Here is a 25542-nt window from a genome sequence, read left to right as displayed (position 1 = left end):
GCCTTGCGGAGTTAGGTTGTTGACCTCTGGTTCTGTGTTGATTAGTTGAATCGATGGAGACGCCCATGTCCGGCGACGCCCTCAGCCAAGACCCCGCCGAGCTGAGAAGGAGGATCGACACCACCAGGGCACACCCGGCCCGCGTCTACGACGTCTTCCTCGGCGGCAAGGACCACTACCCCGCCGACCTCGCCGCGGCCTCCGCCGCGCTCTCCGCCAACCCGCGCGGCTACCTCGACGTACGGCACAACCGCGACTTCCTGCGCCGCGCCGTGAACACGCTGGCCATCGAGGACGGCATCCGCCAGTTCCTCGACATCGGCACCGGCCTGCCCACCGCGGAGAACGTCCACCAGATCGCCCAGCGGATCACGCCGGACTCCCGGGTCGTGTACGTCGACAACGACCCGATCGTCCTCGCCCACGCACGCGCCCTGCTCACCAGCGGGCCCGAGGGCCGTACCGACTACATCGACGCCGACTTCAAGAACCCGGCGCAGATCCTCGAACAGGCCGTGAAGACGCTGGACTTCGACCAGCCGATCGCCCTGTGCCTGGTGGCGATCCTGCACTTCGTGGAGGACGAGGAGGCCTACCCGATCGTCCGCGAGCTCGTCGAGGCGCTGCCCGCCGGCAGCCGGGTGGTGCTCAGCCACCTCACCGAGGACCTCAACCCCGAGAACATCCGGGCGGTCCAGCGGGAGTACACCTCGCGCGGCTTCAGTTTCGTGCTGCGGTCGCGGGCCGAGGTCGAGCGCTTCTTCACGGAGAACTCCCTCGACCTGGCCGAGCCGGGCGTGGTCCCCGTGCACCGCTGGCGCCCCGACAACGCCGCGCCCGTCCCCGAGCAGCCGGACGCCGCGATCCTGGAGTCCCTCGACCACATCGAGCGGGTCCGCTACGCCGACATCAACGACGTGACTGACGCCGACATCAACGTCTACGCGGGGCTCGGCGCGAAGGCCTGAGGCACCTGCCGCCCTCGGCTCACCAGTCGAGGGCGTCGTCCCGGTCCTGCTGCCAGTACGTCACCCGCAGCGAGCTGTCGTAGTACACGCCCTTCGCCGGCGGCGGCGGTGTCGCCGAGGCGCCGCCACGGGTGGCCGTTCCGCGCGAGCGGGAACAACGGGTGGCCCGCCTACGAGTTCCTGCTGGGCGGGGCGGCCTGGTGGGCCGCGTCGGCGGCGGGCCGGGAGAGGGAGGCGGCGGAGGGGCCCTCGTCGCGTACGCCCTCGCCGTCCCGGCAGCCGCCGAGGGCGGCCGTGGCGGCCAGCGCCAGGGCTGCCGCCGCGAGGAGACGGCGGCCGGCGGCCGGGGTGGGGCGCGTGGCGGACATGCGAGGGCTCCCTTGGCGTCGTCGGCGTGATCGGTGTGATCGCCGTGATCGCCGTGATCGGCGATCTCGGTGTGCCCTCAGCCTGTGGGGCAGGGTGCCCGGACCGCCAGACCCCGCGGGTGATTCGGGACGGGTGAGTCCGATCCACGCCTCCGACCTGCACGGATCCCGTCTCCTGGGATGCCGGGACGGGACGCCCGGGTACCCGGACGGGCGGCTCCGGCGCCGCTCGTCCGTATCGCGGAATCACGGGTGTAGACGGCATGTACCTCTCTAGGCTCCGGCCAAGACGAGGATCAGCCCGAGGAGCCGTCCATGACCGTCACCAGTGCCCCAGCCGCCCTTCCGCCGCTCGCGGCCCGTGCCCGTACCGTCGGCGGTTCCCCGGTGCGGGAGATCCTCGCGGTGACCGCACGCCCCGAGGTGATCAACTTCGCGGGCGGGCTGCCGGCCCCCGAACTCTTCGACCGGGAGGGCATCGCGGCAGCCTTCCGGACGGTGCTGGAGGAGTCGCCGGAGCGGGCGTTGCAGTACTCGACGACGGAGGGCGAGCCGGCCCTGAGATCCGGACTGGCGGCACGCGTCACCGCACAGGGCCTGCCCACCGGGCCCGACGACCTGCTCATCACCACCGGCTCCCAGCAGGCCCTCTCCCTCCTGGCGAGCGCGCTGATAGACCCCGGCGACACGGTCCTCGTCGAAAGCCCCTGCTATCTGGCGGCACTTCAGGTGTTCGGGCTGGCCGGGGCCCGGATCCTGCCCGTCCCGGGCGACGCGGACGGCGTCGACCCGGCCGCCCTGGAGGAACTGGTCCGCGCCGAACGGCCCAAACTCCTCTACCTCGTCCCGACCTTCCAGAACCCCACCGGCCGCACCATGCCCGCCGCCCGCCGCGCCGCCCTCGCCACGGCCGCCGCCCGGCACGGCCTGTGGATCGTCGAGGACGACCCCTACGGCGAACTCCGCTACGACGGCCACCGCGTCCCCTGGATCGCGTCCTTCCCCGGCGCCGCGGACCGGGTGGTCCTGCTCGGCTCCTTCTCCAAGGTGATGGCCCCCGGCCTGCGCCTCGGCTGGCTCCGCGCCCCGGAAGTACTGCGCCGCGCCTGCGCGGTGGCCAAGCAGGCGGCCGACCTGCACACCCCGACCCTCAACCAACTCGCCGCCGCCCGGTACCTGGACGTCCTGGACGGCCATGTCGCCACGGTGCGTGCGGTGTACGGCGCACGCCGGGACGCCATGCTGGCCGGCCTCGCCGACGCCCTGCCGGCCGGCTCCACCTGGAACCGGCCCGAGGGCGGCATGTTCCTCTGGGCCCGGCTCCCGGAGTCGTACGACACCACCGCCCTGCTCCGCCGGGTGGTGGAGCACAACGTGGCCTACGTCCCCGGGGAGCCCTTCCACGCCGCCGACCCCGACCGCTCGACGCTGCGGCTGTGCTTCGTGACGCAGACGCCGGAGGAGATCGGGGAAGGGTTGCGGAGGTTGGCGAAGGGCCTCAACGGCTAGCCAGGTCGCTCAGTCCCACCAGAAGTGCCAAAGCCGCTCGCCGACCAGCTGCTCGGCGTACGACGACAGGGTGTCGTCGGCGCCCGGCAGCACGGCGTACGGGCAGAACGCGAAGTGCTCGGCGGCCACCGCCTCAGCCTCGTCGAGGTCGGCGGGCGGGGCGGCGACGGAGAGCGCGAGGTGGTCGAAGCCGAGGGCCACCACCCGTATGCCGAAGCGGTCCTCCCAGGAGCGCAGCACCGCGCACAGCCGGGCCACGTCCTCCTCGTAATTCACCGGCCCGCTCCAGCCGATCGCCGCCGGTATGTCCGCGCTGCGCCGGGCCGACACCAGAGCCAGGTGCGGCTCCTTCAGCCAGGACCGCCCCTGGCTCAGCGCGTCGGCGACATCGGCGGCCCGCACGTCCGGATCGGCGACCAGCGCCGGGGCGAGGGCGAGCCCCGGCCACTCCTCGCCGTCCGGCGGGTCCTCCTCCCAGTAGTCCTCCAGCACCTCGTCGGCGTCGTGGTCCCCCGGGTACGACGTCTCCTCGGGCGCGAAGTCCCAGTCGTCGACCTCGGACACGTCGATGAGCACCGGCAGCAGCCCCGCACGGGCCGCCGGCGCGCCCAGCGCGGTCCAGGTCCCGGGACCGGCGGGCTGCCCGGCGTACCACAGCAACGGCTGGTGCCACGGGCCGTCCAGGGTCTCGTCCAGCAGTGTCCCGGGCGGGAGTTGGAGCCCCAGGGAACGACCGCTCGGGTCGGTCGCCAGCTTGGGCAGCGGGTTGGGAAGAGTCGCCATGCCACAGACTGTAAGGGCGCCCACTGACAACGACATTGGCGATCACATGAAGCGGTCCGTCCAGCCAGTGAACAACACCGGCTGCCGAGTCGTTCAGAGCCGCTCGGGCGTCCGGATACCCAGCAGGGCCATGCCCTGGTGCAGGGTGCGGGCCGTCATGTCGCACAGGAACAGGCGGTTCTCCACCTGGGCCGGGGTGTCGGCCTTCAGGACCGGGCACTTGTCGTAGAACGACGTGTACAGCGACGCCAGCTGGTACAGGTACGCGGCCAGCTTGTGCGGGGCGTACTCCGCCGCGGCCTCGAAGACCGTGTCGCCGAAGGCGTCCAGGTGCAGGCCCAGCCCCCGCTCCGCCGCGTGCAGTTCCAGCTCCGCGTGCGCGGCGGGCCGGACGTCTCCCGCCTTGCGGAGGATCGACTGGATACGGGCGTACGCGTACTGGAGGTAGACGCTCGTGTCGCCGTTCAGCGAGACCATCTGGTCCAGGTCGAACTTGTAGTCCCGGCTGGGCGACGTCGACAGGTCCGCGTACTTCACGGCACCGATACCGACCTGCTGGGCCCGCTCCTGGATCTCCGCCTCGGTGAGGTCCTGCGCCTTCTCCCGGACGACCTCGGCGGCCCGCTGCACCGCCTCGTCCAGCAGGTCCTCCAGCCGTACGGTCTCGCCCTCACGCGTCTTGAACGGCTTGCCGTCCGCGCCCAGCACGGTGCCGTAGCCCATGTTGTGCGCGGTCACGCCGTCGGTGAGCCAGCCGGCCCGTCGTGCCGTCTCGAACACCATCTTGAAGTGCAGAGACTGACGCACGTCCACGACATAGAGCAGCGAGGTGGCGTGCAGGTCGGTGACCCGGTTGCGGATCGCCGTCAGGTCCGAGGCCGCGTACCCGAAGCCGCCGTCGGCCTTCTGCACGATCAGCGGGACCGGCTGGTCGTCCTTGCCCCTGATGTCGTCGAAGAAGACCACGAGCGCGCCCTCGGAACGGACCGCGACGCCCATCTCCTCCAGGAGGCGGGCGGTCTCGGGCATGCCGTCGTTGTACGCCGACTCGCCGACGATCTCGTCGTCCCGGATCTCCATGTCGAGCTTCTCGAAGACCGAGTAGAAGTAGACCTTCGACTCGTCCACGAACCGCTGCCACAGGTCCAGCGTCTCCTTGTCGCCGGACTGGAGGGCGACCACCCGCTTCCGGGCCCGCTCCTTGAAGTTCTCGTCCGCGTCGAAGACCGCCCGAGAGGCCTTGTAGACCCGGTTCAGGTTCGACATGGCCTGCTCGCCGTCCGTGTCGGTCTCCGCGGACAGCTCGTCCGGGTTCTCGATCAGGTACTGGATGAGCATGCCGAACTGGGTGCCCCAGTCACCGATGTGGTGCCGGCCGATGGTCCGCTCGCCGGTGAAGTCGAGCATGCCGCGCAGGGCGTCGCCGATCACCGCGGAACGCAGGTGGCCGACGTGCATCTCCTTGGCGACGTTCGGCTGGGCGTAGTCGATGACCGTGACGCCCGGGTTCTCCTTGGCCGGCACGCCGAGACGGCCGCCGTCCGCGTACCGCGCGCCCAGGTTCTCGGTGATCGCCTTGTCGGAGAGGGTGATGTTGAGGAAGCCGGGGCCGGAGACCTCCACGTCCTTGATCAGGTCCTCGCCGGTGACGATGTGGGAGACGACCTGCGTCGCCAGCTCCCGGGGGTTGGCCTTGGCCTTCTTGGCGAGGGCGAGGATGCCGTTCGCCTGGTAGTCGGCCCGGTCGCTGCGTCGCAGCAGCGGGTCGACGGCGGCCTCCGGCAGGGTTGCCGAGAGGGCGTCCGCGAGACGCTGATTGACGAGATCGGTGAGCGACGTGACCGAGGCCATGGGGTGGGAGCCGTTCTCCTCGTGGGTGCGGGTAGACGGGACCAGTATTTCATGGGGGGTAAAGGGGTTTTCGCGGGTGAGAGCTCGGAGGGTGCGGTGGAGGGCCGGGCGCGGGCGGGTCGGGGCTGGTCGCGCAGTTCCCCGCGCCCCTGCGGGGGCGCTGGTGTAAAGCCGTTTTCGTGGATGCGGCCTCGGCTGGGACAATGGAGCGGTCAGCCGTGCGACCGTACCGGCTGTCCCATGCCAGAAAGAAGGACGTGCCGATCGTGGCTCAGAGCACCGAGACCACCGACTGGGTCTCCCGTTTCGCGGATGAGGTCATCGAGGAGTCGGAGCGTCGGGCCCCGGGCAAACCGGTCGTCGTCGCGTCCGGGCTCTCCCCGTCCGGCCCCATCCACCTGGGGAACCTGCGCGAGGTCATGACCCCGCACCTGGTCGCGGACGAGGTCCGGCGGCGCGGGCACCAGGTCCGGCACCTGATCTCCTGGGACGACTACGACCGGTACCGCAAGGTTCCCGCGGGCGTCGCAGGCGTCGACGAGACGTGGGCCGAGCACATCGGCAAGCCGCTCACCTCCGTGCCCGCCCCGAAGGGGTCCGCGTACCCGAACTGGGCCGAGCACTTCAAGGCCGCGATGATCGAGTCGCTGGCCGAGCTGGGCGTGGAGTTCGACGGGATCAGCCAGACCGCCCAGTACACCTCCGGGGTGTACCGGGAGCAGATCCTGCACGCCATGAAGCACCGCGGTGACATCGACGCCATCCTCGCCCAGTACCGCACCAGGAAGGCCCCCGCGAAGAAGCAGCAGCAGAAGGCCGTCGACGAGGCCGAGCTGGACGCCGAGGAGGGCTCGGGCGCGGCGAGCGAGGACGACGGTTCCGCCGGCTCCGCCGGATACTTCCCGTACAAGCCGTACTGCGGCGGCTGCGGGAAGGACCTGACGACCGTCACGTCCTACGACGACGACACCACCGAGCTGACCTACGTCTGCACCGCGTGCGGGTTCAACGAGACCGTCCGGCTGAGCGAGTTCAACCGGGGCAAGCTGGTCTGGAAGGTCGACTGGCCGATGCGCTGGGCCTACGAGGGCGTCATCTTCGAGCCGAGCGGTGTCGACCACTCGTCGCCGGGGTCTTCGTTCCAGGTGGGCGGGCAGATCGTCGGGATCTTCGGCGGGGAGCAGCCCATCGGTCCCATGTACGCGTTCGTGGGCATCAGCGGGATGGCGAAGATGTCGTCCTCGCGCGGTGGCGTGCCCACGCCCGCCGACGCGCTGAAGATCATGGAGCCGCAGCTCCTGCGCTGGCTCTACGCCCGCCGGCGGCCCAACCAGTCCTTCAAGATCGCCTTCGACCAGGAGATCCAGCGGCTCTACGACGAGTGGGACAAGCTGGACGCCAAGGTGAGCGAGGGCGCCGCACTGCCCGCCGACGTCGCCGCGCACGCGCGTGCGGTGGGCACGGCCGCCGGTGAGCTGCCGCGGACCCCGCGACCGCTGCCGTACCGGACGCTCGCCTCCGTGGCCGACATCACCGCCGGGCACGAGGACCAGGCGCTGCGGATCCTCAGCGAACTGGACCCCTCGAACCCGCTGGGCTCGGTGGACGAGGCACGGCCCCGGTACGACAAGGCCGAGGCCTGGATCAACACCCAGGTGCCGGCCGACCAGCGCACCATCGTCCGCGACGAGCCGGACGCCGAGCTGCTGAAGTCCCTCGACGAGGCGTCCCAGCAGTCGGTACGACTGCTGCTCGACGGGCTCGCCGAGCACTGGTCGCTGGACGGCCTGACGCACCTCGTGTACGGCGTGCCCAAGGTGCAGGCCGGGTTCCCCGCCGACGCCACGCCCAAGGAGCTGCCGGCCGAGATCAAGACGGCCCAGCGAACGTTCTTCGCGCTGCTGTACCACCTGCTCGTGGGGCGCGACACCGGACCCCGGCTGCCCACTCTGCTGCTCGCCGTGGGGCAGGAGCGGGTGCGGCGGCTGCTCGGGGAGTAGCCCGGCATGAAGAAGGGGCCCTCCGACCGGAGGGCCCCTTCTTCATGCCGTCGTACCTCTTACGCGATGTGGTCTTCCTGCAGCTCCGCCGTGTGACGGTTCGTGAAGCGGTTGACCATGCGTTCCGCCTCGCGCTGCGGGAGCGTGATGCCGTACGTCGCCTCCACGTCGCCCCTGAACTGGCCCGAGCTGGGGTAGCCCCCGTCTATGGACTTCTTGAAGACCAGGTAGAAGTCCTCCTCGGTCGGCTCCGGCGGGCCACCGCCCTCGCCGAGCTCACGGGTGCGGCCGGGGCCGGAGGGGATGGGGAAGCTGCCGGTCGTCTCCGACGGGGACTCCTCGGGAAGAGGCTGCTGCTCCGGCGGGAACTGCTCCTCCGCGAACCGGGCGGGCGGGAACTGCTGTTGCTGCCGGAGCAGTTCCTGCTGGTACTGCTCCTGCTGGTACTGCTGCTGCGCCTGCCAGGCCGCCGCCGCGAACTGCTCCTCGGTGTACTGGGGCTCGAACGTCGGGTCGTAGTCGCCCTGGTACTCGATCTGCTGAGGGTCCCTCGCGTGCAGCCAGGGATTCAGCTGGGGATCGGGTTCCGGCTCCGGCTCCGGCTCGGGCGCGTTCGCCGGCTGCTCGGCGTTGGGGCTGGGGACCAGCTCGGGGCGCTGCTCGCCGAAAGGTGCCGCCTGCTGCGGGACGGGCGCCGCCCCGGCGGCACGACTGCCCGCCGTCACGGCTGGTACTTCCGCAGCCGGGATGGCAGGCCGCGAGGGCACCTCTATGCCCGCCGCCGCCAGGCCCTCCGGGGCCGTCTCCGCCAGGGGGACGCCGTAACGGGCCAGTCTCAGCGGCATCAGGGACTCCACCGGGGCCCTGCGGCGCCACGCCCTGCCGAAACGGGAGCGCAGTCTCGCCTGGTAGACGAGACGTTCCTGCTCCAGCTTGATCACCTGGTCGTAGGAGCGCAGCTCCCACAGCTTCATCCGGCGCCACAGGAGGAACGTGGGGACCGGGGAGAGCAGCCAGCGGGTGAGGCGGACCCCCTCCATGTGCTTGTCCGCCGTGATGTCCGCGATCCGGCCGATCGCGTGGCGGGCGGCCTCGACGGCGACCACGAACAGGATCGGGATCACCGCGTGCATACCCACACCCAGCGGGTCCGGCCAGGCCGCCGCGCCGTTGAAGGCGATCGTCGCGACGGTCAGCAGCCAGGCCGTCTGCCGCAGCAGCGGGAACGGGATGCGGATCCAGGTCAGAAGCAGGTCCAGGGCGAGCAGGACGCAGATGCCCGCGTCGATGCCTATCGGGAAGACGTAGGAGAAGTTCCCGAAGCCCTTCTTGATGGCCAGCTCACGGACGGCCGCGTACGACCCGGCGAAGCCGATACCGGCGATGATCATCGCGCCGGTCACGACCACACCGATGAGAACGCGGTGCATCCGAGTCAGCTGTATTCGCGCGGCCACCCGTACTCCCCTCCCCTTGCCTGTTGTTGCGCGCAACAGGGTGGCACATCAGTGCGGCGCGCGTGTTGCCGGTCAGCCCTTCTTGGCTGACGACTTGGAGGGCGACGCGCTGGCGGAGGGCGACTTGGAGGCGGACTTCGAGGGGGTCGCCGCAGGTGAACTCGGAGCCGCAGCAGAGCCGTTGGCCGTCGCGACCGAGGCCACCGCCTCCTTGGTGGCCTTCTCCGCCGCCTTCGTGAGCGTGTCGCCGTCCGGCGTCTTCTCGCCGGCCAGACCCGCGCCGTTGTAGTCGACGGTGACGACCACGTTCGCGACCCGTGCCACGACCGTCTGCTGCCGGAAGGCGCCTTCCTTCTTCTTCAGGTCGTAGCGCACGACGGTCGCCTGGTCACCGGTCCCGGTCACCGGCTCCGACCTGGTGTTCTTGGCGCCGGTCACGGACCGGGCCTCCTGCACCTGGCTCGCGTAGTACGCCGCGGCCTGCTTCTCACCGGAGCCGCGGTTGCTGTCCGAGTCGAAGCGGAGGAAGGCGATGTTGAGCCAGCGGAACTGCGAGCCCTTCACGCCGTTGTTGTCCAGACTGCTCCAGGAGCAACTGCCCCGGGCGGCCACATCACCCGAAGCGCCCTTCTTGCCCGACTTCGCGCCCTTCGGTACGAGCGCGGTGAGCGTCTCCTTCGACAGCACCGCACACGGCTCCGGCAGCTTCCGGTACTTGGCCGCCTGGACGGTCGGCGAAGGCGCCGCCGCGGAGCCGGAGGGAGCGCTGGCCGGATTCGAGCCGCCGCCCGTCTCCTTGGCGGCACTGTCGGAGCCCGAGGAGCAGGCCGTCGCGAACAGCGCCACCGCGGGGACGGCGGCCGCACAGACGAGGCCGCGGCGCAGGCGCCCCGCCCGTCGCTGTGCGTTCCGTTCGTTCCGGGCACGCTGGTCGTCTCGCTGGACTGCTACTCGCTGCATGGTTCCTTCACTCATACGCTCGGGGTTCCTGCGGTCGGATCGGGTCCGAGGGGCCACGGTACGCGGTGAGGATGCTGTGCGGTTTCGGTTCGCGGGCTTTGCGGGCGGGGTGGAGAGGGCGTGTCCGGGCGCTCAGCTGTTGAGGTCCTGGGCCAGTCGGGCGGCCAGATTCTGGGCCCTGTCCTGCAGTTCCTTGCTGTCCGGGACGGTTCCGGTGGCCATCGGCTGCTCCTCGTACTGGATGGTCACCACGACGTTGGACGTGCGGAACACCACAGTCACCGTGCGCTGTTCGGCCGTTGACCCCGAGCCGCTGAGCTGGTCGTCGAGATACGCCTCGTCGCCGAGATCGGTGAGGGTGCGGGGCTGCAGGTCGGCCGGGGCGGTCGAGGGCGAGGCCGAGGTGGACGACGACGTCGACGCCGAGCCGGAGGGGCCGGTGGATCCCGAGGGCGACGTGGACGAGGAGGCGGACGGTGACGGCGTCCCGGACGCCGACCCCGAGGGCGACTCCGACGCGGTCGCGCTCGGGGGCGCGGACTCGGGGATGTCGGCCGCCGACTCCCTCTGCGCGTAGATCGTCTGCGCCTCGTTGTCGTCGCTGACCGCGTTGGCGTAGGACACCACGCGCTCGAAGTCGACGGTCAGCCGGTCCGTGGCGTCGGTGGACTCGACCTTCCAGTGGCAGCCGACCTTGCGGTCCGTGTCGTAGGTGAGGGTGGCCTCGCCCTCGTACGCCTTGTCGCGCTGATCCTGGTCGGTGATCTGGGCGATGCCGGGGAGCAGGGAGTCGAGGGTGTCGTGACTGACCGCGCCGCAGGGCTCGGGAAGGGTGCGGTACTTGCCGGGCTGGGCCGCGACGGCGGAGGTGCCGGTGTCCGCGTTCTTGTCGGTGATGTCGTTCCCACCGCTGGAACCGCTCGTGCAGCCGGCCAGCAGGGCCGCGAGGAGGGCGGCGGTGCCGGTTACGTACGCCTTCCGCTGCACGGTCAGGCTCCTTTCCGTTCACTGGGTCGCTCGGTCCTGCTCCAGTGTCCCCGCAGGTTAATCGCTTGCCGCAGCGGGGCGTCCCCTGGAGACAATGTGTATCGCACGCACTGCGGTCAACGCCGGTTCCATGTCTGTTTTGGCGCCCTTGGCGACGCATTTGCGTTCTGCTGGAATTAAGTACTTTTGTCCTTTTTGTTTTGTTGTTCGCGGGGGAATGAGGAAGTCATGTCGTACGTGGAGATGCCGGGCGCGAAGGTGCCGATCCGGATGTGGACCGACCCGGCGGCCGTCGAGGACGTGGCGCTCCAGCAGCTGCGCAATGTCGCGACCCTGCCGTGGATCAAGGGCCTGGCGGTCATGCCGGACGTCCACTACGGGAAGGGTGCGACGGTCGGGTCGGTCATCGCCATGCAGGGGGCCGTGTGCCCGGCTGCGGTGGGCGTCGACATCGGCTGCGGGATGTCGGCGGTGAAGACGTCACTGACGGCCAACGACCTGCCCGGGGACCTGTCGCGACTGCGGTCGAAGATCGAGCAGGCGATTCCGGTGGGGCGGGGGATGCATGCGGATCCGGTGGAGCCGGGGGACTTCCACGGGCTGGCGACGGCCGGGTGGGGGGAGTTCTGGGGGCGGTTCGACGGGGTCGCGGAAGCGGTGAAGTTCCGTGAGGGGCGGGCGCATCAGCAGATGGGAACGCTCGGATCCGGAAACCACATGATCGAATTGTGTCTCGATCAGTCAGATTCGGTCTGGCTCATGTTGCACTCCGGTTCCCGGAACATCGGCAAGGAACTCGCGGAGCACCACATCGGCGTGGCCCAGAAGCTCCCGCACAACCAGGGGCTGATCGACCGCGACCTTGCGGTCTTCGTCTCGGACACCCCGCAGATGGCGGCCTACAGAAATGATCTCTACTGGGCGCAGGAGTACGCCAAGTACAACCGTGCGCTCATGATGGCACTCCTGAAGGACGTGGTCCGCAAGGAGTTCAAGAAGGCGAAGCCGACCTTCGAGCAGGAGATCTCCTGTCATCACAACTACGTCTCGGAAGAGCGGTACGAAGGCATGGACCTGCTCGTGACCCGAAAGGGCGCGATCCGGGCCGGCTCCGGTGAGTTCGGGATCATCCCGGGTTCGATGGGCACCAGCTCGTACATCGTGAAGGGGCTCGGAAACGAGAAGGCCTTCAACTCCGCGTCCCATGGCGCGGGTCGGCGTATGAGCCGTAACGCGGCGAAGCGTCGCTTCACGACCAAGGATCTGGAGGACCAGACGCGGGGTGTGGAGTGCCGCAAGGACTCCGGGGTACTGGACGAGATTCCGGGCGCCTACAAGAACATCGACCAGGTCATGGACGAGCAGCGCGACCTCGTGGAGGTCGTGGCGAAGCTGAAGCAGTTCGTCTGTGTGAAGGGCTGACAGGTGAGTCCTCCGGTTCCGAACCGGAGGACTCACCTGATCGGCTACCGCGCGGCAGGCATGGGGGCCTGGGCGGTCCGCAGGCGCCACAGGCGGATGCCGCACCTTTTCTCGGCCCGCCTGAGTTCCGCGGCGGCCTCGGCGTCCCCGGACGGTCGGGCATCACAGTTCCCGGTGGACCTTGGAGTTGGAGGCCTGGGCGCGGGGGCGCACCACCAGGAGGTCGATGTTGACGTGGCTGGGGCGGGTCACCGTCCAGGTGATGGTGTCCGCCACGTCCTCGGCGGTGAGGGGCTCGGCGACGCCCTGGTAGACCTTCGCCGCCTTCTCCTCGTCGCCGCCGAACCGGGTCAGCGCGAACTCGTCCGTCTTCACCATGCCGGGGGCGATCTCGATGACCCGGACCGGCTTGCCGACGATCTCCAGGCGGAGCGTCTCGGCGAGGACATGGGCGCCGTGCTTGGCGGCGACATAGCCGGCGCCGCCCTCGTAGGTGCCGTGGCCCGCGGTGGACGAGACGACGACCACCGTGCCGTCGCCGCTCGCCTCCAGCCTGGGCAGCAGGGCCTGGGTGATGTTGAGGGTGCCGATGACGTTCGTCTCGTACATCGTGCGCCAGTCGGCCGGGTCGCCGGTGGCCACCGGGTCGGCGCCGAGGGCTCCGCCGGCGTTGTTCACCAGGACGGCGACCGTCTTGAAGGCGGTCGCGAACTCGTCCACGGCCGCGCGGTCCGTCACGTCCAGCGGGTAGGCGGTCGCCTGGTGGCCGGCCTCGTTGATCTCCTTGGCCAGCGCCTCGATGCGGTCCTCGCGGCGGGCGGTGAGGACCACGCGGTAGCCGGCCTCGGCGAGCCTACGGGCGGTGGCGGCGCCGATTCCGCTGCTCGCACCGGTGACGACGGCGATGCGGGAGGCGGCGGACGGTGCGGTGGCCATGCGGTGCTCCTGATGCTCGGTGGGCGGTCGGCTCCTTCCAGCGTAGGTGAGGGTCAGCCGCCGTTCCTCGGCGCCCACATGATCACTGCCATGCCCGCCAGGCAGATCGCCGCGCCCGTGAGGTCCCAGCGGTCCGGGCGGTAGCCGTCGGCCACGACGCCCCACAGGATCGAGCCGGCGACGAAGATTCCGCCGTATGCCGCCAGGATGCGACCGAAGTGGGCGTCCGGCTGGAACGTGGCGACGAAGCCGTAGGCGCCGAGGGAGAGGATGCCGCCGGCGACCCAGAGCCAGCCCCGGTGCTCCCGTACGCCCTGCCAGACCAGCCAGGCGCCGCCGATCTCGAAGAAGGCGGCGACGACGAACAGGGCGGCGGAGCGGAGGATCAGCATGCCCGCAGCCTGCCACGAGGTCCGGCTGTCACCTGTTGGAGGGCGCCTGGGGCGGGGTTCGGGTGGCATACATCCGTACGAACGCCGGAGACGGACGGGACGGACGGGACGGGTGGCATGGCGATGCGTCGTTGCGGGCTTGCGGTGGTCGGGGCGGTGGCGGTGGGCGCGCTGGTGGTCGGGGCGGGGGGTGCCGCGTGGGCCGGGGACGCCGATCTCGAGGTGCACGGGTCGGTGGTGATGATCGGGGATCTGGTGGAGGTCCGGGTGACCCCGCACGATCTCGGGCCGGAACCCGTGTCCGGCGCCACGGTGCGGTTGAGCTGGTCGGCGGCGCTGGCGGACTCGCAGCAGCTGCCCGCCGCGTGCGCCCGCACCGGCGACCGGGAGGTGGTGTGCGGCACCGGGGCGCTCGCCGTCGACATGCCGGGCGAGCAGCTGGTGGTTCCGGTACGGCTGCGGGAGCGGCCGTCGGAGGTGACGGTGGCGGTCGACGTGGCGTGGGGCGGGGGCGCGATGGACCACGACCGTACGAACGACGAGCAGCGGGTTCTGGTGCTGGCGACCGGGGACCCGTACGCCTTCTGACCGGACCGCCCGACAGAGGTCCTGGATCTAGGTCGTTCCGAAGGTCACCCGGTAGTAGCAGGTGCCCTTGCAGGACATGGTCGCCGCGTCGTCGAAGGCGTACGAGTAGGCGTACGGGGCGGCCCGTTTGAAGACCTGGGTGTAGTCGACGGGCCATTTGGCGGGGACGCAGTGGTCGCGGCCCGCCCAGGCGCCGCGGCAGCAGTACGTGTCGCCGCCGAACGCCGCGCACGGCGGCTTGCAGCCGATCTGCTGACCGCCGGAGAGGGCCTGCATCGCCTTGGGACAGTCGATCTCGGTGGTGCAGGCGCCCCGGTAGCAGCCGGCGTCGCTGACCGGGTCGGTGGTCGTGGTGTGGGAGATGTTGACGTACATGGGCAGGTTGGCGCCGTCGACCATGCTGACGTCGTAGAAGTCCATGCCCGCGTACGCGTCGAAGGTGAACTCGCCCAGGGTGGTGGGCGGGTTGGGTCCGGTGCAGACGCTGGTGCAGTCGCCGGAGGCGCAGCGGCCCGCGGCGGTGCCGGTGCATCCGGTACGGCCCCAGATGCGGCCGCCCCAGTTGTCGGCGACGGTCAGCGAGAGGCTCTGGCCGGGGGCCAGCCTGCGGCCGGCCGGGTAGACGGCGGTGTCGGTGACGATCGCCCAGACCGGTTGGGCGGTCCGGTTGACGACCGTGATCAGGCGCCGGCCGGCCGGTGCCGATGCCGGGGCCTGCTGGTCAGGCACGCCGGCCGGCCTGCGGGTGGTGGTGGCGGTGGCCGACGGCCTGGCCGAGCGGGACGGGGATGCGGAGGGGGACGGGGACGCGCTGCGGCCGGCGGAAGGCGCGGGCGAGGTGACCGGCGGTGCGGAGGGGGCGGCCACGGCCGTCCGGCGGTCCGGTGTGCTCGCGGTGTCGGTTCCGGGTGACGGTGTCCACGCGCCGTAGGTGATCAGTACGGTGGCCGCCGTCGCCAGGGCGGCTGCCGCCGAGGCGTACCACCAGCGGCGTCGCGGTGGTCTCGCGCCGTGTCTTCTGCGTCCTCGTGCCATCCTCGGGCCTTCCTCGGGCTGTGCCGGCGGTACGCCTGCCTCCCGGAGACCTCGCGTGCGGCGGCCGTACAACATAAATTGCGGACCCGGACAGGTTTCTGCGTCGACCCACCGGTTTTTCTGTTGTCCTCGTGTGTCTCGGGGGGTCTCCGTTCCAAGAGCCGGCCCTGCAGCCGGTCCAAGACTCGGCCCACCGGCCGGATCCCTGCGCGGAGGAACAGACCCACATGATCGAGAACCACCGGAGGGGGCCCGACCCCGGCCTGGTGACGACGGCACGCGCGGGTGACGGGCGGGCCCTGGAGCAGTTGGTGGCCCACTGCCTGCCGCTGGTCTACAACATCGTCGGCCGGGCCCTGAACGGTCACGCCGACGTCGACGACGTCGTACAGGAGACGCTGTTGCGCATGGTGCGCGGGCTGCCGAAGCTGCGGGATCCGTCGGTGTTCCGGTCCTGGCTGGTCGCGATCACGATCCGGCAGGTACGGAACCGGGAGAGCCTGCGGGCCACCGACCGCGACCGCAGGGCGCGGCTGGAGGACGCGGAGGTGCTGGCCGACCCCGACCTGGACTTCGCCGGGCTGACGATCCTGCGGCTGGGGCTGACCGAGCAGCGCCGGGAGATCGCCGAGGCGACGCGCTGGCTCGATCCGGACGACCAGGAACTGCTGTCCCTGTGGTGGCTGGAGGAGACCGGTGAGCTGGAGCGCGCCGACCTCGCCGGTGCGCTGGGACTGTCCGACCGGCATGCCGCCGTGCGGGTGCAGCGGATGAAGAAGCAGATGGAGGTCTCCCGGTGTGTGGTGCGCGGGCTGGTCGCCGATCCGCGCTGCGCCCGGCTGGACGAGATCGCCGCGCCGTGGGACGGCACGCCGAGTCCCCTGTGGCGTAAGCGATTCGGCCGCCACATACGTGGCTGTGGGGAGTGCGCGGGCCTGGAGCGGGGGCTGTTGCCGATGGACCGGCTGCTGAGCGGTCTGCCGCTGGTTGCGGTGCCGGCCGGTCTCGATCCGGCGCGGGTGCTCGCCCACGTCACGGCATCCTCCGGTACTCCGGGTGCTTCCGCTGCTCCGGGTTCGTCCGGCACTTCTCGCGGGCGGCACGGGCATCCGGGCCGCCGGGCCCGCCGGGCCCGGCGGGCTGTGAGCAGGCACGTCATGGTCGGCGGCTCGGCGGCGGTCGCGGTCGTCGCGGTGGCCGCGCTGGTCGCGGCCCGGCTGACGGCGGGCCCGGCGGCCCCGGTGGCCCGGACGGTCCCGCGGCCGCCGACGCCGGTGGCGGCCGCCTCCCCGAGCCCCACGCCCTCGCACTCTCCGTCGCCTTCCCCGTCCCCTTCCAGGCCGGGCGCGTCCCCGAGCCGGTCCGTGAAGCCGACGCCGTCCCCGCACACCGTGGCCCACGTGCAGGTCGCCGCCAGCGCCCGGAAGGGCGTCGGCGTGTGGTCGTTCGACGGGGTGAACCAGGCGCTGGCCGCGAGCGGGGCGAGCTGGTACTACACCTGGAACACCCAGCACCAGGGCGTGACCACCCCGGGTTCGGCCACCTTCGTGCCCATGATCTGGGGCGCCGCCTCCGTCACCGACGCCTCGCTCGCGCAGGCCCGCGCGCAGGGGCCGTACCTGCTGGCGTTCAACGAGCCCGACATGGCGCAGCAGTCGAACATGACGGTCGAGCAGGCGCTGGCGCTGTGGCCCAGGCTGATGGGGGCCGGCAAGGTGCTGGGCAGTCCGGCGGTGGCGTACGGCGCGGACACGCCCGGCGGCTGGCTGGACCGGTTCATGTCGGAGGCGAAGGCGAAGGGGTACCGGGTCGACTTCATCACCCTGCACTGGTACGGCGGCGACTTCCGCACCCCGCAGGCCGTGCAGCAGCTGACCTCGTACCTGTCGGCGGTGTACGAGCGGTACCACAAGCCGATCTGGCTCACCGAGTACGCGCTGATCGACTTCTCGCAGGGGACGCGTTTCCCGTCCGCGCAGCAGCAGGCGGACTTCGTCACCGCGTCCGCCAAGGCGCTGGACGCACTGCCGTACCTCCAGCGCTACGCGTGGTTCGGGCTGGGCGCGGATCCGGCGAAGCCGAGCAGCGGGCTGTTCACGAACGGCACGACGGCCACGGCGGCGGGTCGGGCCTTCCAGTCGGCGCGCTGAGCGGAGCGCCCACGCCTCTGAACGCGCGCCATCGGCACCGCGTTTTGCGCGGTGCCGTCTCAGAGGTCGGCCGCGTAAGCCGTCGGTGGGACGCCGACCGTCGCCTTGAAGTCGCGGATCAGATGGGCTTGGTCGGCGTAGCCGAGTTCTGCGGCCAGGGCCGCCCAGTCGACGTCTCCTTCCCTTCCTTCCTTCCCCGCCCGTTCCAGGGCCTCGTGGATCCGGTGGCGGAGGATGGCCCACTTCGGGGTGATGCCGACGTACGCGGAGAACAGGCGTTGCAGGGCTCGGGTCGACAGGCCCTGGCTCTCGGCGAAGTCGGCGACCCGGCTGACCGTGCGGTCGGAGCGGATGCGGTCGGCCAGGGCCATGGCCCGGTCGGCCTGGGGGTCGGGCGCCGGTGCGCGGGCGAGGAGGAAGGCGTCCAGGGCGACCACCCGGTCACGGTCGTCGGCCGGGGTGACGATGTCCCGGGCCGTGGCCGCCGTGGCCTGCGGAAACACCTCGTCGGCCCGGACCGCCCGGCCCGTCCAGTGAGAGACCGGGTGGGCCGGGGCGTACGGCCGGAAGCCGCCCGGGCGGAACTTCACGCCGCACACCCGGCCGCGGCCGGTCAGCTTGCGGGCGTAGAGGCCGAGCGCGACGCCGGTCAGTTCGGCGTAGGGCGGTGCGTCGTCCCGGTCGGCCCCGTCCCACTGGAAGGTGAGGTTGACGGACGGATGCGGGACCACGTGGGAGACGTACGGCTCGGGCAGGTCCCAGTCGATGAACCAGTACGTCTCGATGTGCCCGCGCAGCGGTTCGGCGGGCCGGTGGCGGCGGAACCGTACGCGGGACAGGAGTCCGGCGGGGTCGACGATCCCGCGGGTGTCGTGGACGGAGGCGGCGGCCATGGCCGGATCGTACGTCCGGACGCGGCGCGTCGCGTTTGTTCAAGAGGAGCACCGGTGCGCGTTCGTACGGTCGTCGCCATGGAGACGAACACGAACAGTGCGAAGCAGTACGGCATCGGTGAGCTGCTGGGGAGGGCGGTGGACGGGGCCCTGCCGGTGGTGCGGGGGATCCCGGACGGGGCGCTCGCGGGGCCCACGCCCTGTGCCGAGTACGACGTGAAGGCCCTGGTCAATCACCTCTTCCACGTGGTCGTGGAGTTCCGGAAGCTGGCTGGGAAGGGGTCGGTGGACTTCACGCGTACACCCGATCGTGTCGGGGAGGGCGCGGACTGGCGGCAGCGGTTCGCGGAGGCGGCGGAGCGGCTGGTGGCGGCCTGGTCCGTGCCCGGGGCGGAGGACGGTACGGCGGGGGCGATGGACATGCCCGCGCGGACGCTGGGCTCGATGGCGCTGCTCGATGTGACCGTGCACGGGTGGGAACTGGCGCGGGCCACAGGGCAGCGGGAGCCGTCGGCCGACCCGGCGGTGGTGGCGGAGCTGGCGGGGCAGGTCGCGGGGCTGGCGCCGACCGCGCGGGCGATGGGCATGTTCGGGGAGCCGGTGGGGGTGGCGGAGGGGGCGCCGGCGTTCGAGCGGCTGCTGGGGGTGACCGGGCGGGACCCGGGCTGGAAGGCGTGAGACAGCGGCGCGGGGAGGAGGCGTGGGGAATACCGGTGGGTGGGGTCTCGTTCTCCGGGTATAGTTGAATCGTAAACAACCTGGAGGGTGAGCGACCATGCAGTTCGGGATCTTCACGGTCGGCGATGTCACGCCGGACCCCACGACCGGTCGGACGCCGAGCGAGCGGGAGCGCATCAAGGCGATGGTCGCGATCGCGCTGAAGGCCGAGGAGGTCGGGCTTGACGTCTTCGCGACCGGTGAGCACCACAACCCGCCGTTCGTGCCGTCGTCGCCGACGACCATGCTCGGCTACGTCGCCGCGCGGACCGAGAGGCTGATCCTCTCCACCTCCACCACCCTGATCACCACCAACGACCCGGTGAAGATCGCCGAGGACTTCGCGATGCTCCAGCACCTGGCCGACGGCCGGGTGGACCTGATGATGGGCCGCGGCAACACCGGCCCGGTCTACCCCTGGTTCGGCCAGGACATCCGGCAGGGCATCAACCTCGCCATCGAGAACTACGCCCTGCTGCACCGGCTGTGGCGCGAGGACGTCGTCGACTGGGAGGGCAAGTTCCGCACGCCGCTGCAGGGCTTCACCTCCACGCCGAGGCCGCTGGACGGGATCGCCCCGTTCGTCTGGCACGGCTCGATCCGCTCGCCGGAGATAGCCGAGCAGGCCGCCTACTACGGCGACGGCTTCTTCCACAACAACATCTTCTGGCCCGCCGACCACACCAAGCGGATGGTCGAGCTGTACCGGGCCCGGTACGCCCACTACGGGCACGGCACGCCCGAGCAGGCGATCGTCGGCCTCGGCGGCCAGGTGTTCATGCGCCGCAACTCGCAGGACGCGGTGCGCGAGTTCCGGCCGTACTTCGACAACGCGCCGGTCTACGGCCACGGGCCCTCCCTGGAGGACTTCACCGACCAGACCCCGCTGACCGTCGGCACGCCCGAGCAGGTCATCGAGAAGACCCTGGCCTTCCGGGAGTACGCCGGTGACTACCAGCGCCAGCTGTTCCTGGTCGACCACGCGGGGCTGCCGCTGAAGACGGTCCTCGAGCAGATCGACATGCTGGGCGAGGAGGTCGTACCGGTGCTGCGCAAGGAGTTCGCGAACGGCCGTCCGGCGGACGTCCCGGAGGCGCCCACGCACGCCTCGCTGCTCGCCGCTGCCGCCGTGGAGTCGGAGAAGAAGGAGGTCGGGGCATGAAGCTGGTCGTCGTCTCGGCGGGACTGAGCGTTCCGTCGTCCACGCGGCTGCTTGCCGACCGGCTGGCGGCCGCGGTGGGCCGGCAGGCCGCCGGTGTCGAGGTCGAGGTGGTGGAGCTGCGCGACCTCGCCGTCGAGATCGCGCACAACTTCACGAACGGCTTCCCGGGGCGCAGGCTGGCGGCCGCGCTGGAGGCGGTGACGGAGGCGGACGGCGTGATCGCGGTGACGCCGGTGTTCACGGCGTCGTACAGCGGCCTGTTCAAGTCGTTCTTCGACGTGCTGGACAAGGAGGCGCTGGTGGGCAAGCCGGTGCTGATCGCGGCGACCGGGGGTACGGCCCGGCACTCGCTGGTGCTGGAACACGCGCTGCGGCCGATGTTCGCGTACCTGCGGGCGGTGGTCGCACCGACGGGCGTGTACGCGGCGTCGGAGGACTGGGGCGCGGAGGGCCTGGAGGACCGGATCGAACGGGCGGCGGGGGAGCTCGCGGCGCTGATGACGGGGCTGAGCGGTGCGAAGCGGGAGGCTCCGCCGGTGGTGGTGCCGTTCGAGGAGCAGCTGGCGAGGCTGGCGGCGAGCTGAGGTGGGGCTGGGGCGGCGGGGTCTCGCTCACCGGGCCGGCAGGTGCCGCCTGCGCCCGGCAAGTGGGCCCGCGCTGTAGCCCCTTTGGGGGTGCGGGGTCGTATCGATGTGCGGCTACCGCCGCGTGGGCGCGACCAGCCCCCACCGGCCCCGCACCCGAAATGCGACGCGCCCGGTTGCCTCTGTGACGGTGAGAGGCAGGTAAAAAGGGTGATCGTAGGCCCGCTCACCCCGGCCGAACCCTCGGCGGCCTTGGCAGACTGGGTGGGTGCCCCAGACTGTGCTGCTCGCCGAAGACGACCGCGCCATCCGACACGCCCTGGAGCGGGCCCTCTCCCTGGAGGGATATGAGGTGACGGCGGTCGCGGACGGTGTGGAAGCCCTGGCGCACGCCCACCGTGACCAGCCCGACATCCTTCTCCTGGACGTGATGATGCCCGGCATCGACGGCCTCCAGGTCTGCCGCGTCCTGCGCGCCGAGGGCGACCGCACCCCCATCCTGATGCTGACCGCGCTGGTCGAGACCGCCGACCGGATCGCGGGACTGGACGCCGGCGCCGACGACTACGTCGTCAAGCCCTTCGACGTGGAAGAGGTCTTCGCCCGGCTGCGGGCCCTGCTGCGGCGGACCATCCCGGCGACCACCGGCGGCTCGGGCGGCACCGCCCCCGACCCCGGCCGTGAAGCCCTGATCTCCGACCGGCAGATCGAGGCCGCCGGCCTGCGGATGGACCTCCAGGCCCGCCGGGTCTGGCGCGGCCAGCGCGAACTGGAGCTGACCCGCACCGAGTTCGAGCTCCTGGAGCTGCTCGCCCGCAACGCAGGGATCGTCCTCGACCACTCCACGATCTACGACCGCATCTGGGGCTACGACTTCGGCCCCGGCTCGAAGAACCTCGCCGTCTACGTCGGCTACCTGCGCCGCAAGCTCGACGAGCCGGGCGCCCCGCAGCTGATCCACACCGTCCGGGGCGTGGGTTACGTGCTGCGGGAGGACTGAGTGGGCCGCCTCCAGCGGCTCCGGCGGGCGCTGGTCAGGCGTCGGCCCCGGCTTGTCTCCCTGCGCACCACGTTCGTCGTCTCCTTCGCGGCCGTCACCGCCGCCGTCACCATCGTCGTCGGCATCCTGTCGTACAACGCCGCCGCCCGGCTGGTCCGCGTGGACGAGCAGTCGGTGTTCAGCCAGGTCGTCTCCGACGTCCGGGACGAGGTCAAGCAGGACCGGATGGTCCCGGGGGACTTCACTTCCTCCTCCCGGCCCGGACATGACCTGGTCCGGCCGGCCCGCACCGACGTCCAGGTGCTCGGCCCGCAGGGCGAGATCGTCGACCACGGCAGCCCGGCGCTGCCCGTCACCGACGCGGACCGGGCGGCCGCCATGGCCGCGGCCGCCGGGACGACGGCCCAGCACAAGGACGTCCGAGTCGGCGACGACCTGTACCGGATCGCCACGGTGGCGCTCGGCGACGGCCGGGGCGCGGTGCAGGTGGCGCAGCAGTTCAGCGACACGGAGGACCTGCTGCGGGCGCTCCAGCAGCGGACGCTGGCGCTCATGGCGGCGGTGGTCGTGGCCGCGGGGCTGTTCGGCTGGTGGCTGGCCCGCCGGATCACCCGGCGGCTGGTGATCCTCACCTCGGCCGCGGAGGACGTGGCCCGCACCCGGCAGCTCGGCGTCCAGGTCCCGGTGACGGGACTCGACGAGGTGGGCCGCCTGGGCAGGGCCTTCGACCGGATGCTGGGGCGGCTGGCCCAGTCGGAGGAGGACCAGCGACGCCTGGTCCAGGACGCCGGCCACGAACTCCGTACCCCGCTGACCTCCCTCCGTACGAACATCTCCCTGCTTCGCCGAATCGACGAACTCCCGCCGGCGACCCGCGACGAACTGGTCGCGGACCTCGGCCAGGAGGCGCGCGAGCTGACCGACCTGGTCAACGAACTGGTCGACCTCGCGGCCGGGCAGTCCGACTCGGAGCCGCCGCAGCGCGTGGACCTGGCCGACATCGCGGAGGACGTCGCCGGGCTGGCCCGCCGCCGTACCGGCCGCGAGATCCTGCTCCGCGTCAGCGGCGACACCACCACCGACGGCCGCCCCGGCATGCTCCAGCGGGCCGTCTCCAACCTCGTCGAGAACGCGGCCAAGTTCGACCGGGACGGCAAGGCCCCCATCGAGATCAACGTCACCGGCCCCGCCCGGCCGGGCACGGTCCGCGTCGAGGTCCTCGACCGCGGCCCCGGTATCGCCGAGGGCGACCTGATCCGCATCTTCGACCGCTTCTACCGCGCCGCTGACGCCCGCTCCCTCCCCGGCTCCGGCCTCGGCCTCTCCATCGTCCGCGAGGTCGCGATGGCCCACGGCGGAGCCCCCTTCGCCTTCCGCCGGGAGGGCGGCGGCGCGGTGATCGGCTTCACGGTGGGCGGGGGATTCGCGGGGGGCGGAGCGGAGCGGGCATGAATTATGCGCGCGGCGGGCGGTGGCCAGCTCATCCGTAGGGCCGTCATGGAATCTGCGCAATCTGTCGATTCTGTGGGGAAGCTGCGTGTTTCCTGTTGATGATCTGTTCAGACTTCGTTCATTGAATCTGACTGAATTGGCATGAGCATGGATGGTCTAGTCCTCCCAGGTCCACATCACCTGGGGGAATCGTGCGCCCTGCCGCCGTACGGATCCGGCTTGTCTTCGTCCTTGCGCTCGCGCTGCTCACCGGCCTGCTGGGTCCGGACGTGGGGCACGCCGGCGCATCGGTGGTGACCTCCAAGCCGCTGCCGCCCGGCGCGTTCTCCGCGCCGGCCAAGCCCGACCCGAACCGGCCCACCCAGAGCCGGGGCAAGCCGGGGGACGCCTGGCACCGCGCGATCGAACGGTTCCACGCCGGGCTGCGGGCCCGCAACACCCGGCACGCACCGCTCTCCACCCCGCCGACCACAGCCGAGCGAAAGGCCCGGAAGCAGACCGCCGCACTGCGCGCCGCCCACCTGCTGCCGAAACGTCCGCCACAGCACGTCAGGTGGCAGACCCGCGGCACCGGCGGCACCGGTGGTACAGGCAGCACAGGCGGCAGTCGCGGTTCCGGCGGCCAGGCCCGCAGGAGCGCCCTGAGCGCCGCCACGGGAAACCCGTGCACCACCTCGACCGGTGGCACACCGGCCCCTCCCTACGGCAGGGCCTCGGCGTAGTCGCATGATGTCCGGTTCGTGATCGCGCAACTACGTGGAAGCCCTGCGGCGTGCGGTTTGGACCGGCTGCTATTGATGAGTCGCATGGGGACCGGTACAAGTGACGGGTGACAGAACCTCTTGCCCCCTGCCCAGATGGCCGCGTCGCCTCAAAGACGGGACGGTGGACCAAGCAGTCAGCGGGTGCGACGTTCGCCGCCGTCGCAGCATTCTTCATCACTCGCGACGTCACGTTCGGGTTCTTCAGGCAGACGCTGCCCGACTGGGCGTACACGGCTACGTTCCTCGCGGGAGTTGCTGTGTCCACTGTCGCCTACGGCCTTGCCGTGTTGTGGCTTAGGCGATTGCCCTAGTAAGGCTCATGACAGGCTTCGGCGTCGTTGCAGGAGTCTCCGGTTCGTGACGATCCGTCAGGTCATCCGGGAACGTGACAGGCACGGGCTCCCAAGATCATGGAGTTCTCTACGCCCCGTGATCCGAGTGGAAGACCGTGCCTGCCGACGCATCATCCTCGATCCCACCCGCTCTTGACGAACTCCGCGGCTATCCACGGGTCCGACCCGCTGACGTGCCGGGCCTGCTGGAACGGCTGACCGAAGTGCCCGACCCGCGTGATCCACGCGGAGTCCGACACGCCCTGGTCGTCGTGCTCGCGCTCACCGCGTGCGCGGTACTGGCCGGGGCGAGGTCTCTGCTGGCGGTCGGCGAGTGGATCGCCGACGCCCCGCCGCAGGTGCTGCAAGCTGTCGGCGCGCGTCCCGATCCTCTGCTTCCCAAGCGGCTCCTGCCTGCGGAATCGACGGTTCGCCGACTGCTGGCGAGGATCGACGGTGACGCCCTGGACCAGGCCGTGGGCCGCTGGCTCGCCGACCGCGGCTCCCGCACTGCGAGTGGTCCGCGCGCTCTGGCCGTGGACGGCAAGAGCCTGCGTGGAGCGGCTAGGGCCAGGGGCCGGAAGATCCACTTGCTCGCCGCCCTGGACCACTCCACCGGCCTGGTCCTGGCCCAGCTGGACGTGCGGGAGAAGACGAACGAGATCACGTGCTTCCAGCCGCTGCTGGAGGCCGTCGCCGATCTGGCGGGCACCGTGGTCACCAGCGACGCCATGCATACCCAGCGGGAGCACGCCGACTACCTGCTGAGCCGCGGCGCCCACTACATCGTGATCGTCAAGGGCAACCAGAAGAAGCTGCGCAAGCAGCTGAAGTCCCTGCCCTGGAAGCGGATCCCGCTCCAAGGGCGCACCCGGAACGTCGGCCACGGCCGCTACGAGATCCGCCGGATCAAGGCGTGCACCGTGAGCAACCTGCTCTTTCCCGGCGCGCGCCAGGCCGTCCAGATCAAGCGCCGCCGCACTGACCGCAAAACCGGCAAGACCACCGTGAAGACTGTCTACGCCGTCACCAGCCTCACCGCCGAGCAGGCCACCCCCGCGCAACTGGCCTCACTCGTGCGTGACCACTGGAAGGTGGAGGCCCTGCACCACGTCCGGGACACCACCTTCGCCGAGGACGCCTCACAGCTGCGGACCGGCAACGCGCCCCGCGCGATGGCGACCTGGCGCAACCTGGCCGTCGGAGCCCTGCGACTGACCGGCGTCAGGAAC

General features: G+C 71.0%; 23 protein-coding genes and 2 pseudogenes. 14 read left to right on the top strand and 11 right to left on the bottom strand.

Annotated features, from left to right (window positions below):
- The first annotated feature begins 65 nt into the window (after positions 1 to 65).
- On the top strand, positions 66 to 968 hold the full coding sequence (locus tag ACZ7OO_RS35215; protein ID WP_471511224.1) for an SAM-dependent methyltransferase: 903 nt from the start codon (positions 66 to 68) through the stop codon (positions 966 to 968).
- 19 nt (positions 969 to 987) lie between these two features.
- Here ACZ7OO_RS35215 and ACZ7OO_RS35210 read toward each other — a convergent pair.
- Positions 988 to 1095 (bottom strand): annotated as a pseudogene (locus ACZ7OO_RS35210) (DUF4232 domain-containing protein); the annotation flags it as partial.
- Between the two features lie 43 nt (positions 1096 to 1138).
- Positions 1139 to 1336: a hypothetical protein gene (locus ACZ7OO_RS35205; RefSeq protein WP_471511222.1), complete on the bottom strand. Its 198-nt coding sequence runs from the start codon at positions 1334 to 1336 to the stop codon at positions 1139 to 1141.
- Positions 1337 to 1651: 315 nt separating this feature from the next.
- Here ACZ7OO_RS35205 and ACZ7OO_RS35200 point away from each other — a divergent pair, with 315 nt between their 5' ends.
- Positions 1652 to 2845 carry an aminotransferase-like domain-containing protein gene (locus tag ACZ7OO_RS35200; protein WP_471511220.1) on the top strand — a complete coding sequence of 398 codons (1194 nt, stop codon included), beginning with the start codon at positions 1652 to 1654 and terminating at the stop codon, positions 2843 to 2845.
- 9 nt (positions 2846 to 2854) lie between these two features.
- Here the strand turns inward: ACZ7OO_RS35200 and ACZ7OO_RS35195 are convergent, their stop codons facing one another.
- Positions 2855 to 3628 carry a DUF4253 domain-containing protein gene (locus ACZ7OO_RS35195; protein WP_471511218.1) on the bottom strand — a complete coding sequence of 258 codons (774 nt, stop codon included), beginning with the start codon at positions 3626 to 3628 and terminating at the stop codon, positions 2855 to 2857.
- A 93-nt stretch (positions 3629 to 3721) separates the two neighbouring features.
- Positions 3722 to 5479: an arginine--tRNA ligase gene (argS, locus tag ACZ7OO_RS35190; RefSeq protein WP_471511216.1), complete on the bottom strand. Its 1758-nt coding sequence runs from the start codon at positions 5477 to 5479 to the stop codon at positions 3722 to 3724.
- 257 nt (positions 5480 to 5736) lie between these two features.
- On the opposite strand from argS, the gene lysS reads away from it, so the two are divergent.
- Complete coding sequence (gene lysS / locus ACZ7OO_RS35185) at positions 5737 to 7479, top strand: lysine--tRNA ligase (protein WP_471511270.1); 1743 nt, start codon at positions 5737 to 5739, stop codon at positions 7477 to 7479.
- Positions 7480 to 7538: 59 nt separating this feature from the next.
- Here lysS and ACZ7OO_RS35180 read toward each other — a convergent pair whose 3' ends face one another.
- From ACZ7OO_RS35180 to ACZ7OO_RS35170, 3 genes are all read right to left on the bottom strand, one after another.
- The gene (locus ACZ7OO_RS35180) at positions 7539 to 8909 is read right to left on the bottom strand and encodes a DUF2637 domain-containing protein (RefSeq protein WP_471511214.1); all 1371 of its coding nucleotides are present in this window, start codon (positions 8907 to 8909) and stop codon (positions 7539 to 7541) included.
- A 99-nt stretch (positions 8910 to 9008) separates the two neighbouring features.
- A complete protein-coding gene (locus tag ACZ7OO_RS35175; protein WP_471511212.1) occupies positions 9009 to 9896 on the bottom strand; it encodes a DUF3558 domain-containing protein in 888 nt (295 codons plus the stop codon).
- Positions 9897 to 10028: 132 nt separating this feature from the next.
- The gene (locus ACZ7OO_RS35170; RefSeq protein WP_471511210.1) at positions 10029 to 10883 is read right to left on the bottom strand and encodes a DUF3558 domain-containing protein; all 855 of its coding nucleotides are present in this window, start codon (positions 10881 to 10883) and stop codon (positions 10029 to 10031) included.
- Positions 10884 to 11111: 228 nt separating this feature from the next.
- On the opposite strand from ACZ7OO_RS35170, the gene ACZ7OO_RS35165 reads away from it, so the two are divergent.
- Positions 11112 to 12305 (top strand): RtcB family protein, encoded by a 1194-nt coding sequence (locus tag ACZ7OO_RS35165; protein WP_471511208.1) that lies wholly within the window; start codon positions 11112 to 11114, stop codon positions 12303 to 12305.
- Positions 12306 to 12467: 162 nt separating this feature from the next.
- Here the strand turns inward: ACZ7OO_RS35165 and ACZ7OO_RS35160 are convergent, their stop codons facing one another.
- Complete coding sequence (locus ACZ7OO_RS35160) at positions 12468 to 13241, bottom strand: SDR family NAD(P)-dependent oxidoreductase (RefSeq protein WP_471511206.1); 774 nt, start codon at positions 13239 to 13241, stop codon at positions 12468 to 12470.
- Between the two features lie 53 nt (positions 13242 to 13294).
- Entirely contained in the window at positions 13295 to 13633 is a 339-nt protein-coding gene (locus tag ACZ7OO_RS35155; protein ID WP_471511204.1) for a YnfA family protein, read from the bottom strand.
- 117 nt (positions 13634 to 13750) lie between these two features.
- Between ACZ7OO_RS35155 and ACZ7OO_RS35150 the strand changes: the two genes are divergently transcribed.
- Positions 13751 to 14221 carry a hypothetical protein gene (locus tag ACZ7OO_RS35150; protein ID WP_471511202.1) on the top strand — a complete coding sequence of 157 codons (471 nt, stop codon included), beginning with the start codon at positions 13751 to 13753 and terminating at the stop codon, positions 14219 to 14221.
- A 27-nt stretch (positions 14222 to 14248) separates the two neighbouring features.
- Here ACZ7OO_RS35150 and ACZ7OO_RS35145 read toward each other — a convergent pair whose 3' ends face one another.
- Complete coding sequence (locus ACZ7OO_RS35145) at positions 14249 to 14950, bottom strand: thaumatin family protein (protein ID WP_471511200.1); 702 nt, start codon at positions 14948 to 14950, stop codon at positions 14249 to 14251.
- 28 nt (positions 14951 to 14978) lie between these two features.
- On the opposite strand from ACZ7OO_RS35145, the gene ACZ7OO_RS35140 reads away from it, so the two are divergent.
- On the top strand, positions 14979 to 15152 hold the full coding sequence (locus ACZ7OO_RS35140) for a hypothetical protein (protein WP_471511198.1): 174 nt from the start codon (positions 14979 to 14981) through the stop codon (positions 15150 to 15152).
- 331 nt (positions 15153 to 15483) lie between these two features.
- Positions 15484 to 17406 (top strand): sigma-70 family RNA polymerase sigma factor, encoded by a 1923-nt coding sequence (locus ACZ7OO_RS35135; RefSeq protein WP_471511196.1) that lies wholly within the window; start codon positions 15484 to 15486, stop codon positions 17404 to 17406.
- 59 nt (positions 17407 to 17465) lie between these two features.
- Here ACZ7OO_RS35135 and ACZ7OO_RS35130 read toward each other — a convergent pair whose 3' ends face one another.
- Positions 17466 to 18299: a DUF6597 domain-containing transcriptional factor gene (locus tag ACZ7OO_RS35130; protein WP_471511194.1), complete on the bottom strand. Its 834-nt coding sequence runs from the start codon at positions 18297 to 18299 to the stop codon at positions 17466 to 17468.
- A 78-nt stretch (positions 18300 to 18377) separates the two neighbouring features.
- Here ACZ7OO_RS35130 and ACZ7OO_RS35125 point away from each other — a divergent pair, with 78 nt between their 5' ends.
- The 7 genes and pseudogenes from ACZ7OO_RS35125 to ACZ7OO_RS35095 all read left to right on the top strand — a co-directional run.
- The gene (locus ACZ7OO_RS35125) at positions 18378 to 18977 is read left to right on the top strand and encodes a TIGR03086 family metal-binding protein (protein WP_471511268.1); all 600 of its coding nucleotides are present in this window, start codon (positions 18378 to 18380) and stop codon (positions 18975 to 18977) included.
- Positions 18978 to 19074: 97 nt separating this feature from the next.
- Complete coding sequence (locus ACZ7OO_RS35120) at positions 19075 to 20178, top strand: LLM class flavin-dependent oxidoreductase (RefSeq protein WP_471511192.1); 1104 nt, start codon at positions 19075 to 19077, stop codon at positions 20176 to 20178.
- Positions 20175 to 20762 (top strand): FMN reductase, encoded by a 588-nt coding sequence (locus ACZ7OO_RS35115; protein ID WP_471511190.1) that lies wholly within the window; start codon positions 20175 to 20177, stop codon positions 20760 to 20762. Before ACZ7OO_RS35120 ends, ACZ7OO_RS35115 begins: the two co-directional genes overlap by 4 nt.
- 268 nt (positions 20763 to 21030) lie before the next feature.
- Positions 21031 to 21762, top strand: a complete 732-nt coding sequence (locus ACZ7OO_RS35110; protein ID WP_471511188.1) for a response regulator transcription factor — start codon at positions 21031 to 21033, stop codon at positions 21760 to 21762.
- Positions 21763 to 23214 carry a sensor histidine kinase gene (locus ACZ7OO_RS35105; protein WP_471511186.1) on the top strand — a complete coding sequence of 484 codons (1452 nt, stop codon included), beginning with the start codon at positions 21763 to 21765 and terminating at the stop codon, positions 23212 to 23214.
- A gap of 191 nt (positions 23215 to 23405) precedes the next feature.
- Positions 23406 to 23936 (top strand): hypothetical protein, encoded by a 531-nt coding sequence (locus ACZ7OO_RS35100; RefSeq protein WP_471511184.1) that lies wholly within the window; start codon positions 23406 to 23408, stop codon positions 23934 to 23936.
- A 490-nt stretch (positions 23937 to 24426) separates the two neighbouring features.
- Positions 24427 to 25452 (top strand): annotated as a pseudogene (locus ACZ7OO_RS35095) (ISAs1 family transposase); the annotation flags it as partial.
- Between the last annotated feature and the right edge of the window lie 90 nt (positions 25453 to 25542).

The sequence above is a fragment of the Streptomyces sp. NPDC111744 genome (assembly GCF_055634995.1).
This window is presented reverse-complemented; position numbering and strand designations above follow the sequence as displayed.